This window comes from Streptococcus hyointestinalis (genome assembly GCF_011039275.1).
Classification (GTDB): Bacteria; Bacillota; Bacilli; order Lactobacillales; family Streptococcaceae; genus Streptococcus; species Streptococcus hyointestinalis_A.
Genome location: NZ_JAAKGB010000001.1, coordinates 756,862 through 771,098, shown reverse-complemented (window position 1 = coordinate 771,098; position 14,237 = coordinate 756,862). Strand labels below are relative to the sequence as shown.

Sequence of the window (14,237 nt, the reverse complement as noted above, 5' to 3'; positions counted from 1 at the left end):
GAGACGCTTGCTTAGAAAGGTTTTTTCTTTATTTCCCATTTCCTAATTCCTCCTTAGACAATTGAGAATAAGCAATTTCTTGATAAACGGAATTGTTTGCCAGCAATTCTTTGTGCGTGCCTTGTCCGACAACAACACCCTTATCGAGTACAAGAATTTGATCCGCCTCCATGATGGTTGAGATACGTTGGGCGACGATAAGTTTTGTCGTATCTGCTAGTTTTTCATGCAAATCATGACGCTATTTCTTGTCCGTCTTATAGTCTAGGGCAGAGAAAGAGTCATCTAAGAGGAGCACTTCTGGCTTTCGAGCAAGCGCACGTGCGATGGCTAGACGTTGACGTTGCCCACCTGAGAAGTTGGTTCCGCCTCGGGCTACCTCTATGTCGAGACCCTTTTCCTTGCCTTCTACAAAGTCTTTTGCTTGCGCCAACTCGAGTGCTTCCCAAATCGCTTCGTCAGAAAGCGGTGTTTGGGTGCTTTCCCCAAAGTTCATGTTTGAGCGGATGGTTCCACTGTAGAGTACAGCCTTTTGTGGAATAAAGCCAATCTTATCGTTCAAGTCTTTTTCAGAATTGTGTTTGAGTTTGACACCGTCTACCTTGCTGTAACCACCAGGCGCTTCGTTAATACGTGGGATGAGGCTAGTCAAAATGGGTTTACCAGAACCAGTTAAGCCGATTAAGGCTACCGTTGCGCCTCTTTTAGCGGTGAAATTCACATGCTCAATGACATCACGAGATGTTTTTGAGTAACGGAAAGATACATCCTGAAACTCAACTTCACCTGTTGTATCAGGTGTTTTGCCTGTTTCCTCTTTAAAGTTAATTGAAGACTCTAAAGCATACTCTTCATTGATACGACGTGCAGACTCGAGGGCACGTGGCAAACTCATTAATACAATCGCCATCATCATAAAGCCCATGCCCACTTGCAGGGCGTTACTTGTTAATACAACCTTGTCTGAAAAGACAGCAACACGATCTTTCATGCTAGCAGCAAACTCTGTCGCATAAAAACCTTTCGCTAGTGCTTTTTGCGGCAACTCTGACAGCTTGACATCATTGATCAGGTAAGCCCCAATCCAGTATCCTGCCATGGTCAAACCTGATGAAACTGCTGTCATGAAAGGATTCATCAAAGCCTTCAAGAGGTAAACAAAAAGGTTTAGGCGAGTGATGTTGTTATTGACCTCATTGTCCTTATCGTCTTGATATTCCTCGGCATTGTAAACACGCACCACTCGGATACCTGTTAGGGTTTCACGTGTTGTAGAGTTGAGCTTATCAATAAGGACTTGTACCTTACTTTGTTTTGGAACGGCTAGGATAAAAAGAATTGCTAGCATGATGACAACAACGACAATCGCTACACCTAATGCCATTGTCCAGCTAGAGCTCTTATCCCAAATCTTGGTCAATGCCCAGATTGCCTTGATAGGTCCCATGATGCCCACTTGTAGCCCCATGATCATTTACTTTTGAATTTGGGTGAGGTCTTTGGTCGTACGTGTCAAGAGACTTGGGCTCCTAAAGTTTTTAATCTCAGCATCTGAGTAACCCATAACTCGCTTGAAAATATCCTCTCGCAAACGTGTTGTGAAACTAGCCGCAACACGTGCCGCAATAAAGCCTACAACAACCGCTGAGGCAAATCCTAATAGTGAAAATCCAGTCATCTTCCAACCTGGACCCATCACATCCGCTCCTTTTGTACCACTATTTTGCAGTTACTTTGTGATACGAGACATGTGGTCGGGCACTTTTAAGTTTGCCCAGACTTCGACACATACATACTCTACACTCAGTAGCATCATCAGCCTTTCTTTGACTGTCAAGCGTTTGAAAACTTTTAGCATCGCTTACTCTACTCCTCTATTTCTAAATTTTCCAGAATCTTTCGGATAACTTTTTTCATGGTCTTTAGTTCGGTTAGGTCGCTATCTTTTAGGACTTTTTCGTGAATGGGCCGATGAAAATCAGCCTATTTCACTGCTTTTTGACTCCCAAGTGCTGTCAATACCAGCTGCTTGTAGCGCTTATCTTTTTGAGATGGGATAACTTTGATAAAGTTGTTTTTTCCCATCCGTTTGTTAAGGTTACTCGTAACAGATTTTGAAATCTTCTGTTTTTTTTCGCTATCTTTGATATACTCTTCCTCGCCTGAGTGCTTGTAAAGACACATAACCACAAAGCCCTGCGGACCACCTAGGTGCTCTACATCCTGCTCTTTTGCAATCTGCTGAACACGCCCTTCAACCTGAGTGACTAAGTTCAGAAATTCGGTGAAAGGGTCTTGCATTAATACTCCTCACTTTTTTCAGAATACTTTCAATTGGTTTCTGTGGTAACTATTTTACCCTTATTCCAATAAGAGGTCAACAAATAAGTTCATAAGAGAACTATTTTTTTGATTTAAAATAACAGTCGCTAGGTCGCCTGTTTACTATTCATAGCGAAGAGCGTCGCTAGGGTTAAGCTTGCTGGCTTTACTTGCTGGTAGTAGCCCAAACAAAATCCAGATAACTGCTGAAAAGAGAAGGCTAATCAATGCCACCTACATAGTCACTCTTGGTTTAATCTCCCTTTGCGCTGAAGCGATATGCGTTGAAGCACAATCGGCTAAAATCAAGCCAGTCAAACCACCAGTCAAAATGAGCACCAATGACTCTATAAAAAACTGGGTCAAAATCTTGGCTCGAGTCGCACCGATTGCCTTTCTAAGCCCAATCTCACGAATACGCTCTGTCACAGAAACCAGCATGATGTTCATGACACCAATCCCACCGACAAGATGTGAGTTAGCAGCTAGGGCACCGATTACTCCTGTCATGATACCCACTTGCTGGTTGACACTCTTAATGACGGTTGACATATCGGAGATAGCAAAGCGTCCGCCCTTAGCTTGACTAAGCTCTGTCAAACGTGCCCCAATCTCCTCACCTAGGCGATTAGCCTGCGTCACGTCCTCAATGTGGAAGTACATGCTACCTACTTCTTTTTGCCCCATTTCAGAAGCCAGCTGGGTGTTGGTCTTGAGGGCATTCCCGCCACCCATACCGCAAAGGGAACTTCCTGCGTCAGGGTCTTTGTAGACTCCGACGACACGATATTCTTTATTAGACACTGTGACCAGCTTATTGAGTGCGCTCTTTGACGTTTTAAAGAGCTGTTTAGCGACATTCTCCTCAAGCTACATCCCTCGAGAAAAGTTGTTATAGTCACTTTCTTGAAAGGAACGCCCAGCGACTATTTTAAACTTCTTTATTCCCATTAAGGTGCGGTTAATCCCTGTGATGTTGACATTTTCAACCGCTTTCTTCTGGTAGTTGATTTTTCCTGTCGTTTGTTTCGTGACATAGTAGCCTGTGACTTCTGGGAAGTCTTTGACAATGGTTGCTAGCCATTCCTCCTTGACTTCAAGCTCGTTCATCTCACCGCCTCCAGTGCCTAGAATTGCTCCCATTTCAGCTGCTTCTTGCTCCATTTCTTCGGTCTCTTTAGCCTTATAATACACTTGCAAGTTCTTTTGCGGAGATGTGACTTCATCTAAGCCACTGGCCCGCATGCCCTCTCCTAATGCCATAATCAAGACCTCGGACGCCCCTCCAATGATATTCCCTAGCATGGTCAATAAAGAGCGCATCTTATGTCCCATGATTGAGCTTAGAGCAAATTTCCAATTTCCCATCCACTTCTCCTTACTCTATCCGAACGCTCTCTGTCGTATCTAGCGTAATCTCACCATCACGAATGACAATCTTGCGCTTAGCATAATCGGCAATCTATGGCTCGTGAGTGACCATGATATTGGTTTTCCCCTCCTGCTTGAGAGCGGTTAAAAGCTCCATAATCTGCTCACCCGTTTTTGTGTCTAGCGCTCCTGTCGGCTCATCAGCTAGGCTGATAGAGGGGCTATTGACCAAGGCTCGAGCAATCGCCACACGCTGCTTTTGCCCACCAGACAGCTCTGACGATAAATGGTGCATGCGCTCCTCTAGCTCTACTTTTTCCAAATATTGCTCTGCTAGCGCCTTTCTCTTCTTAGCTGACATACCTGCGTAGACCAAAGGCTCCTCCACCTTTTGCCTAGCATCGAGCTTTGAGAGAAGGAATAACTGCTGAAAGACAATACCGGTTTCCTCATTGCGCCCCCGTGCTTGCTCTTTTTCATTGAGCTCTTCGACATTTTCATCATTGAGCCAATAGTCACCTGCTGTCGGGTGGTCAGGCAGTCCGATCATGTTCATCTGCGTTGACTTTCCTGCGCCAGAAGGTCCCATAATTGCTAGAAATTCTCCTTACTCTACTGTCAAATCAATGCCCTTTAAAATCTGCTACTCCTCATCACCGTTTTGATAGCTTTTCACAATCTGACTGAGTTTGTTTCTCGTTTTGGGACTTGCTGTCATGATACATCTCCTCAATCTCGTGTTTTATTCAAATGCCATATCGGCTAGTTTTTGCCCATCTTCAAAGTCTGAACTTGGATTTTCTATGATGGTTTGTCCTGTTTGCAGGCCAGTTAGGACCTCTTGTGATTTAGCATCGGCTTTACCAAGGCTGACTTCTGTCTTAGTGATTTTTTGCCTGTCCTTGTCATAGCCCCAGACATAGTTCTTCTTATTCCTCTTGACGACAGCTGACACTGGCACTAGGATATGTGTCTCGCTGTTTTGGACTTCAAGCGATACGGTAAAGCCCTGCTTCAACTCGTCTAGTGGGCTGATCATGTCGGCTTTGAACTCATAGTTTGACGCAGAAGCACCGCTACTTGTCGTGTCTGTGGAGCTGGCTGTAGACGTCTCGTTTGGATAGTTAGAATTATAAGAAATCGTTCATTGCCAAGTCTTATCGGTGTAAACTTTTGACTTGATGGTATCTGCCTGTCCAACCTTGACCGTTGATAGGTCGTACTCGCTAAGGTTTCCTTGGATTTGCAATTCTCCTTCTGTTGCGATATGAACCTGCGTTTTATTTCCCCTTGAAGACGACTCCATGTCGTTGTTGACCTCTCCTACCGTCCCTGAAACTCGCCTGGTCCCTACCGTTTCTTTCAAAACAGCTTGCGCTTTATTGACCTCCGCTTGTGCGTCGGCATAGTTGTCGTTCAAATCTTGCAATTGCTGATTGTTGCTAGCTTTATCCTGTGCGGTTTGTTGCTGACTTTGTTGCACAGCAGCTGCACTATCACCGCTACTTTCTGTCTCTGTCGTTTGCGTTGTCGCTGGGGCTCCTCCATAGGTTTTGAGGTAGTTAATCTGACGTCCAATCTTGTTGAGATTGCGCACAGCCGTGTCATAGGCTGCTTGCGCAGTTGTAGTGTCGTATTGGACGACCTGCTCACCAGCATTGACTTGTTGTCCGACAGCCACTAAAACCTGCGCACTAGTGCCCTTGCTGCTGTCATAGGAGACATACTGCTCGGCATTTGCCTTTACTGTCCCTGTCAATTGGGTTGCTGTAGAAATCGTGCCCTCCTTAACTTGATAAGTCTTATAAGACTCAGCAGCATCCGCTTCTTGTCTGATGGCATTTCCCATGACGATAGCGTCATAAATCCCCGCTAAAATAACGACTGCTGCTCCTCCAAAGATAAGTCCTTTCTTCTTTTTAGACCATTTCTTCTTTTGACGTCTTGCCATATATCCTTCTCCTTTACATAATACAATCTAACAATTGTTTTCTCCCTTAAAGAAAACTTAATCGCAAACGTTTTTTTTTTCTCTATAGATAATCGTACAAAAAGCACTCCTCCTAAGACGTGTACTTTCTTGTATTAAATAGCTTGTGTGAGGAAGCTTCTGCTCTCAGGCACACGTACCATAGCATCCGCTGTATCTAGCGCTGTAATGAGTGGTACGCCGTGTTCAATAGCAGAGCTACGAATGACCTGACCATCTCCGTCAAAGGTACGTTTCGTACCGCCTGTATTGACGATAGCTTGTACTCTGCCTTGACGGACAAGAGCAGGCATGTCGTTATCATCATTTCCTCCGAGCTTATGGACTAGCGTTGAAGCAAGACCATTCTCATTGAAGAACTGGGCTGTTCCAGCCGTTGCAAGGCTCCTGTAGCCGATGTTAGCAATGCGTTTAGCCAGCGCTAGCGCTTCCTCCTTAGTGTCGTCAGCGATGGTGAAGATTACTTTACCAAAGGCAGGCAAATGGAAATAAGTCGCTTCTAAGGCTTTGCAAAGGGCTTTTTCAAGTGTCGTGTCCGTTCCCATGACCTCACCTGTTGACTTCATCTCAGGGCCAAGGAGACTATCGACCTTGGCTAACTTGATAAATGAAATAACAGGTGCTTTAACGTGAACATTCTGACTCTCTGGATAGAGACCATCCTTGCAGCCTTGCGCACTAAGGCTCTCACCGAGAATAATCTTGGTTGCCACCTGCGCCACTGGGATATCTGCTACCTTAGAAAGGAATGGTACGGTACGACTGGCACGTGGGTTGACCTCGCTAACATAGACTGTCTCGTCTTTGATGACAAACTGGATGTTCATCCTCCCAATACAGTCTAGCCCAAGAGCAAGTCGTTTGGTGTAATCTGTGATAGTTTCTTTGACTTTTTCAAACAAACCTTGTGGTGGGTATCCTGCCATTGCGTCTCCAGAGTGGACACCTACACGCTCGATGTGCTCCATGCTCCCTGGGATAAACACGTCATTGCCATCTGATAGCGCTTCCACCTCTCCCTCACGGCCAACGATGTAGCTATCAACCTCGAAAGGGTGGTCTGGGCTAGCTTTTACGGCTGTACGCGTGTAAGAGCGAAGGTCTGCTTCATTTCCTACGATTTCCAGGGCACGTCCACCAGGCACATAAGACGACCGTACAAGGCCTGGGTAGCCGATTTTGTTAGCAGCGGCTACAGCTCCTTCTTCATCAGTCGCTGTTTGCCCTGGTGGTTGTGGGCTCCCGAGTTCTTTAAGGGCTTGCTCAAACAAATCACGGTCCTCAGCTCGGTCATGGTCAGCTACTTGTGTTCCAAGGATGGTGACACCTGCCTTGGACAAGCTTTCAGCGAGGTTGATGGCTGTTTGTCCACCAAACTACACGACCTCACCTTTTGGCTTTTCATGGTCAATGACATTCATCACGTCCTCAAAAGTCAGCGGTTCAAAGTAGAGTTTGTTTGAGACTGAGAAGTCTGTAGAGACGGTCTCAGGGTTTGAGTTCATGCTGATGGCTTCATAGCCTGCTGCTTGGATAGCCTTAACAGAGTGCACGGTCGCATAGTCAAACTCGACCCCTTGTCCGATACGGATAGGACCAGAACCAGGCACTAGGACAGCCTCTTTATCAGCCTTGTGCGACTCATTTCCCCACTCATAGATTGAGTAAATATAAGGCGTTGCTGACTCAAACTCTGCCGCACAGGTATCAACCTTCTTGTAGACTGGGAGTATCCATTGCTATGTGCGGACTTGGCGGATAGCGTCAGCTGTTGTGTTCCAAAGCTATGCAATCTTGCGGTCAGAATAGCCGTTACGCTTCGATTCCCTCATAAGAGTAGCCTCTTAAGCGTGAGTGGAGAGTTCTTGCTCCAACTCTAAGAGATGAAGGAGTTTATCAAGGCAGAAGAGGTCAATCTTAGTCAACTCTGCCAGTTCTTCAATCGTGTAACCACGACGTAGCGCCTCCGTGATGTAGAAGAGACGGTCGTCTTGCGCTTTGACGATTTTCTCTCCAAGGGCGTCATCAGCCTCCTCAGCAAGCTATGGCATTTCATTGTGATGCACACCGATTTCTAGCGAACGGAAGGCTTTGAGGAGACTTTCCTCGCTGTTACGCCCAATTGCCTTGACTTCACCAGTGGCTTTCATCTGTGTGCCGAGACGACGCTCACCGTGCTCAAACTTATAAAATGGGAAGCGTGGAATTTTAGCATCCACGTGGTCAAGAGAAGGCTCAAACATAGCGTAAGTTGTACCTGTTACTGGGTTAATCGTCTCATCAAGGGTCAAACCAACTGCGATTTTGGCCGCCAGCTTCGCAATGGGATATCCTGTTGCTTTTGAGGCAAGGGCAGACGAGCGAGTCACTCGAGGGTTCACCTCGCTGACATAGTATTTAAAGCTATGTGGGTCAAGGGCGAGCTGACCGTTACAGCCTCCTTCAATCTTGAGAGCACGGATGATTTTGTGACTAGCATCTCGCAACATTTGATTTTCAATGTCAAACAAGGTTTGCGTTGGTGCAAAGACGCTAGCGTCCCCAGTGTGGCTCCCAACTGGGTCAAAGTTTTCCATATTACACACCACAAGTGCGTTGTCTGCTGAGTCACGCATAACTTCGTACTCGATTTCTTTGAAACCAGCGATAGAGCGCTCAATCAAACACTGGGTAACTGGTGAGTGTTTGCGTCCATTTCCTGCGATTTCTCGCAGTTCTTCTTCATTGGCACACATACCACCACCAGTACCACCGAGGGTAAAGGCTGGGCGCACCATAACTGGATAGCCAATGCTATTTGCAAAGAGGACAGCCTCTTCACCGTTATTGACAATTTCTGATTCTGGGATAGATTGACCGAGGTCTTCCAGGAGCTGTTTGAAAAGATCACGGTCTTCTGCTTGGTCAATGGAAGAAAGCTTTGCCCCTAAAAGCTCTACACCAAGCTCTTCAAGGCTCCCAGCCTTTGAGAGCTCCATTGCCATGTTAAGCCCTGTCTGACCACCAAGTGTTGGAAGTAGTGCGTCTGGACGCTCTTTTCGCAAAATACGTGTGACAAACTCTGTCGTAATCGGCTCGATGTAGACTTTTTCTGCGATTTCTTTCTCTGTCATATTGGTCGCAGGGTTTGAGTTAACAAGGCCTACACTGCAGCCTTCTTCTTTGAGGGCAAGACAGGCCTATGTCCCAGCATAGTCAAACTCTGCTGCCTGTCCGATAATAATCGGACCAGCCCCGATGACCATGATTTTTTTAATATCTGTACGTTTTGGCATAACTTATGATACAAGGCCCGTCACCGACACCGTGAAAATAGGAAACTCGACGCAGATGCCTAGCATCTAGGAGAGGTTTATCTTTCTCACACAGTCGTTAGGGCGTGTTCACTTTCGTAAACGTGTATCTTCTCCTTTCTCTATTTTCTAACTCTCAGTCTAGAATTAAATAATCTCGTCCAGCCTCTAGCAAGCTCTGTTTGATAGGCTTCAATCGTTTCTAAATATTCATCAATAAGAGAGATGGCATCGTGTGGACCTGGTGCTGCGTCAGGGTGAAATTGCACGGAAAAAGAAGGGAAATCACGGTGTCTCACACCTTCTACAGATTTGTCGTTGATTTCTTCGTGGGTGATAATGAGACAATCTAGCAGCGTGTCACGGTCAACCGCAAAGCCGTGGTTTTGTCTGGTAAAGTCCACACGACCTGTTGCAATTTCTCGCACAGCGTGGTTGAATCCACGATGTCCAAAGGTCTTCTTGCAGGTCTTAGCTCCCTTAGCACGGCTAATGAGCTGATGTCCCATACAGCTCCCAAAAATTGGAATCCTACCTTGAATGCCTCGAATCGTCTCAAGCGCTTCAAGGACATCCTCTGGATTTCCAGGGCCGTTTGAGAGCTTGACGCCATCAGGATTGAGGGTGAGGATTTCTTCTGCAGTCGTGTTATAAGGAACAACGGTGACGTTGCAGTCACGTTTTGAAAACTCACGTAAGATAGAGTGCTTGCGTCCAAAGTCCACAAGCACAATGTTCTTGCCTACACCTGGTGCTGGGTAAAGTGTTTTGGTTGAGACTTGCTCGATATTGTTAGTGGCAAGAACCGTTGCACGCTCCTGGTCACGCAGGTGCTCCATGCTGTCGTTCAGTCTATCCGTCAAGGTTGCTTTCATGGTTCCATGCTGACGGATGATTTTGGTCAAAACACGTGTATCACTTCCAGATTTACCTGGGATATTTTTTGCTTTTAAAAACTCATCCAGCGACGTTTGATTGCGCCAGTTGCTAGCTAGACGTGCTCTTTCACTGACTCCTACACCCTTACAGGTTGGCTGGAATGACTCGTAGTCTTCTCTGTTAATCCCATAGTTTCCAATCAAAGGATAGATAAAGGTTAGAATTTGTCCGTTGTATGATTGGTCGGTGCTGGATTCTTGATAGCCTGTCATCCCTGTATTAAAGACAATCTCACCAGTGACATCAATCCCTGCGCCAAAAGCTTCTCCTTCTAAGAGTGTTCCATCTTCTAATATTAAAAGTCGTCTCATTTCTCTCCCCTTTCTTGGCGTGTATTTGTTTTGGTTCGAACTTTCCTCGTAAAATAGCTTCCAATAGCGCCATTCGCACAAAGACTCCCTTTTGCATCTGTGCAACTATACGTGCTTTAGGAGCTTCTACTAAGCTATCTGCAATCTCTACATCCCGGTTATCCGGTGCTGGGTGCATGCTGATAGCTGTGTCTTTGAGCTTAGCATAGCGCTCTGTTATAAGCCCAATCTGCCTGTGATAAGCTTCTTTTGAAAAACTTTCTTTGCCATCATGGCGTTCATGCTGAACTCGCAACAACATCAATACTTCCAACTCTTCGATTACTTCATCAATATCAACATAGGTGCCGTAAACATCAAACTCACTTGAGTACCACTCTTTTGGTCCAGCAAAGTAGAGTTTAGCTCCTAGACGTTTTAGAATTTGCATGTTTGATTTAGCGACACGTGAGTGTGTCTAGTCGCCTGTGATAGCGATTTTTAGTTGGTCAAAATGTCCAAATTCTTGATAAATGGTCATTAAGTCCAGCTGACATTGGCTTGGGTGTTGCCCAGAACCGTCACCACCATTGACAATAGCGGTTTGAATGGTACGGCTATCAATCAATTGCTTGTAGTAATCCACTTCTTGGTGACGTACGTCACTGATGTCTACACCAAGTGCACTCATGGTCAATTTAGTATCGTAAAGTGTCTCACCCTTATTGACTGAGCTTGTTTTAACGTCAAACTCATTCACATCAGGCCCTAACTTGCGCTCAGCCTCCTCAGATGACTTGTGTGTACGTGTTGATGACTCAAAGATAAGAGTAGCTGCAAAGTATTGTCCATCCTGAGAAAACTCTGCTCGCCCTTCTTTAAAAGCGACCCCACGCTCAATCAAACCTAGAACTTCATCGTTTGTCTATATTTCCATTGTCACCAAGTGCTTTAGTGATACTTGTCCGTCTGTAACCACAAGTAGCTTATACTCTATTCCTTAATCTTTTACTATTTGCTGACTGTGTCGCCTTTATCTAGGGTCCACAATACTGATACTATCTTTGCCGTCGTGCTCTCCCACTTGTACCTCGGTTTCCTCAAATCTGCCTGTTGGGATATTTTTGCCCACATAGTCTACACGAATCGGCTCCTCACGATGACCTCTGTCCACTAAAACCGCTAAGCTGATACGTGCTGGACGACCGAGGCTGACGCTATTGTCTATAGCAGCACGGATAGTACGCCCCGTATAGAGCACATCATCAATCAAATTCACATCACGCTCAGTAATATCAACAGGCTTGACCGTCGTGTCCTCTTCGACCTTCATGTCGTCACGAAATGGCTTTGCATCAAGCTCACCGACTGGCATGTCGATGTTTTCAAGCTGTTTGAGACGCTCTTGGATACGTTTTGCGATATAGACTCCACGTGTCTTGCTCCCAGCAGGAACTCTCTTGTCCAGCGATTTGTTGCGCTCGATAATCTCTTAAGTGATACGAGTGCTGGCACGTTTCTTGGTAATGTCATCAATGATTTCTTTTGTTTTCATCAGTCACCTCTCTAAAATTATAGTATAAATCTCCTTAAAACTAAGGAGAGTCCCCTAATATCCGTGTGCAAAAAGCACCCAGCCCTTTTATCGTCGTCTCCTTACTTGCCTCTCGGAACAAGGTTAAAGGATATTTTTGCTATTTTTCTCCCAAAACTGAACGATTTTTCAAGTGTTAGTTGTTTATTTTCGTAATTTCTCTAAAGTTTCTTGGAAAATAGCTGGTGCTTCCACGCTAAAGGTCTTCAGCTCACCTGTTGTCGGATGGGTAAAGCCAAGTGTTTTGGCTTGGAGAAATTGCCCTTGACCAGCAAGCGTCTTTCGTGGTCCATCGAAAGGGTCACCTGCGATGGGATATCCGATATAAGCCATGTGCACTCTGATTTGGTGAGTACGCCCTGTCTCAAGGGTCAACTCTCCAAGCGTAAATTCACCAAAGCGCTCCAAAACTTGTAAACGTGTCAGCGCTGGCTTTCCCTTTGCTGTGACAGCTTGCTTCTTGCGGTCTTTGTCGCTACGTCCAATCGGCGCCTCAATGACCCCACGGTCGTTTGGCAGAGTACCATGCACAATAGCCACGTACTGACGCAGCGATTTTTTCTCTTTGAGCTCTTGGGCTAGCGCTTGCTGTGCCTTGTCATTTTTAGCAATCTTCAAGAGCCCTGAAGTATCCTTATCGATACGATGTACCATTCCTGGGCGAACCTCACCATTGATAGTAGACAAGTCCTTAACATGATACAGAAGAGCATTGACCAGAGCTCCGCTGGTATGCCCTGCTGACGGATGGACCACCATGCCTTGTGGTTTATTGACCACTGCTACTTCGCTGTCCTCGTAGACAATCTCGATTGGGATACTTTCTAGTTGATAATCCAGAACTTCCTCTTTGGGTAGCTCGTAGCTGATTACTTCACCAAGCTTTACAGCCTATCTCGCTTTTTGCTTTTGATTGTTAACCAAAATCGTGCCTGCTTTTATGGCTTCGTTGGCTTGGCTGCGTGATAACTCGGTCAGCTCAGCTCCTGCCTTGTCAAGGCGCACCCCCGCCTCTTTCACGATGACTTCCATCTTCCTCCCCCCATAGTGCAATCTTGAGAATACCTACACCGACACTGAGATAAGCGTCAGCGACATTAAATATAGCAAAATCCATTAAATCTAAATGAACCATGTCCACCACATAGCCAAGGCGCAAGCGGTCACAGAAATTGCCAAGACCACCAGCAATGACTAAAACCAGGCCTGTTAGTAACCACCAACTGCCGTCGAGATGCTTTATCAGCTAATAAATGGCAGGCCCGACCTCGGTGCTAGTGATGAGAGCGAAAAACCACTGCTGATCTTGCAACATGGAAATGGCAGTCCCTCGGTTTTGTAGATAAGTCAGCCTAAAGACTCCCTTAAAAACAGGTCTGATACTGCCTAGCTCGATGTTGTTTACCATCCAGAGCTTACTCTCCTGATCCAGCACAATCAGGATAATAATACTTGCGATAACTCCTATTTTTTTGACCATCGAACTCTATTCCTACTCTTGTTAACGTGGCATAAATTTTTCAAACTACGCTTTCATAGGAGCGACAAACTTTTCAGCACAAGCTGACAGATTTCTATCCAGACGCTTGCTGTAAACCATGGAGTTGTCCAGATGATTTTCAAGAGGAATGACGGTGACACCGTTAACACTTCTGCTGTCTAAATAGCCTGAACCTGTCGCATAGGCGTCCGCTCGCTCCAAGACACCGTTTAACGTCGCTCTATCTGTGACATTGAACATAGCCGTGCTGTCACTAGTATCCACAAAGTTTTCCGAATAGTAGAGATACTCATCCTTTCCCTGCGTGTTACGAACCGTTGGCAGACCTGCCTAATCCTGCAAAACCAGCGACTTTTTATGTGCCTAAGGATGGTTTTTGCCGATGTAGATGTGGGTCTGAAATGAGCTCAACTCGACAAACTCTAAGCCTAGCTTTTCAAACCGCTGTAAGAGCCCTTTACGATTTTGGTTGTTCATGTTAATGCTCCCAATCTCGCTGTCGCCTTGTGCGACCTCATCCAATAGCTGTATGGTCGTCGACTCAAAGACTCGGAACTCTTGATAGTCAAGCTGCGCTGTCGCAAAACTCGTAATCAAGGGCGACAAATAGTCATAGTGCTGACTAGCATTGGAAAACTCATTTTGGTCAGCTTCTGACTGAGAAAAAGCTTTCTCAAATGAGTCAAAACTCTTAACTACCTCAAGCGCCTCTTCTTAAACAGACATGCCTTGGCTGGTCAGCACAGCACCTGTCGTTGCTCTAGTGAATAGCTGTAAGCCCATCTCACCCTCCAAATCACGAATGGCTACAGATAGACTGGGTTGACTGACTTAAAGTTTAGCGGCAGCTTCTCGGAACGTACCGCTATTTGCGATGGCTACGACGTAGCGTAATTGTTGTATATTCATTTTTCTCACCTTTCTTTGACGCTATCTC

The 14,237-nt window shown here is 45.8% G+C and carries 2 protein-coding genes and 10 pseudogenes; all 12 read right to left on the bottom strand.

Annotated elements, in window-relative coordinates:
- Positions 1-28 precede the first annotated feature (28 nt).
- The 12 genes and pseudogenes from G5B60_RS03735 to G5B60_RS03670 all read right to left on the bottom strand — a co-directional run bounded on the left by G5B60_RS03735 (position 29) and on the right by G5B60_RS03670 (position 14,209).
- Positions 29-1,858, bottom strand: a pseudogene (locus G5B60_RS03735) (ABC transporter ATP-binding protein).
- A gap of 125 nt (positions 1,859-1,983) precedes the next feature.
- Positions 1,984-2,301, bottom strand: coding sequence for a MarR family transcriptional regulator (locus G5B60_RS03730; protein ID WP_241154490.1), 318 nt, complete (start codon positions 2,299-2,301; stop codon positions 1,984-1,986).
- Positions 2,302-2,445: 144 nt separating this feature from the next.
- Positions 2,446-3,690 (bottom strand): annotated as a pseudogene (locus tag G5B60_RS03725) (ABC transporter permease).
- A gap of 10 nt (positions 3,691-3,700) precedes the next feature.
- A pseudogene (locus G5B60_RS03720) lies at positions 3,701-4,333 on the bottom strand (ABC transporter ATP-binding protein).
- 102 nt (positions 4,334-4,435) lie between these two features.
- Positions 4,436-5,644: pseudogene (locus tag G5B60_RS03715) on the bottom strand (efflux RND transporter periplasmic adaptor subunit).
- Positions 5,645-5,778: 134 nt separating this feature from the next.
- Positions 5,779-8,958: pseudogene (gene carB, locus G5B60_RS03710) on the bottom strand (carbamoyl-phosphate synthase large subunit).
- Positions 8,959-9,098: 140 nt separating this feature from the next.
- Positions 9,099-10,226 (bottom strand): carbamoyl phosphate synthase small subunit, encoded by a 1,128-nt coding sequence (locus G5B60_RS03705; protein ID WP_164682728.1) that lies wholly within the window; start codon positions 10,224-10,226, stop codon positions 9,099-9,101.
- Between the two features lie 40 nt (positions 10,227-10,266).
- Positions 10,267-11,142, bottom strand: a pseudogene (locus G5B60_RS11400) (aspartate carbamoyltransferase catalytic subunit); the annotation flags it as partial.
- 96 nt (positions 11,143-11,238) lie between these two features.
- A pseudogene (gene pyrR / locus G5B60_RS03685) lies at positions 11,239-11,760 on the bottom strand (bifunctional pyr operon transcriptional regulator/uracil phosphoribosyltransferase PyrR).
- Positions 11,761-11,943: 183 nt separating this feature from the next.
- A pseudogene (locus G5B60_RS03680) lies at positions 11,944-12,831 on the bottom strand (RluA family pseudouridine synthase).
- Positions 12,794-13,279: pseudogene (gene lspA / locus G5B60_RS03675) on the bottom strand (signal peptidase II). The pseudogenes G5B60_RS03680 and lspA overlap by 38 nt, the downstream one beginning before the upstream one ends.
- A gap of 45 nt (positions 13,280-13,324) precedes the next feature.
- Positions 13,325-14,209: pseudogene (locus G5B60_RS03670) on the bottom strand (LysR family transcriptional regulator).
- Positions 14,210-14,237 lie beyond the last annotated feature (28 nt).

Coding starts and splice junctions, on each gene's coding strand:
- G5B60_RS03730 (WP_241154490.1), bottom strand. CDS start 2,301: ATGCAAGACCCTTTCACCGAATTTCTGAACTTAGTCACTCAGGTTGAA.
- G5B60_RS03705 (WP_164682728.1), bottom strand. CDS start 10,226: ATGAGACGACTTTTAATATTAGAAGATGGAACACTCTTAGAAGGAGAA.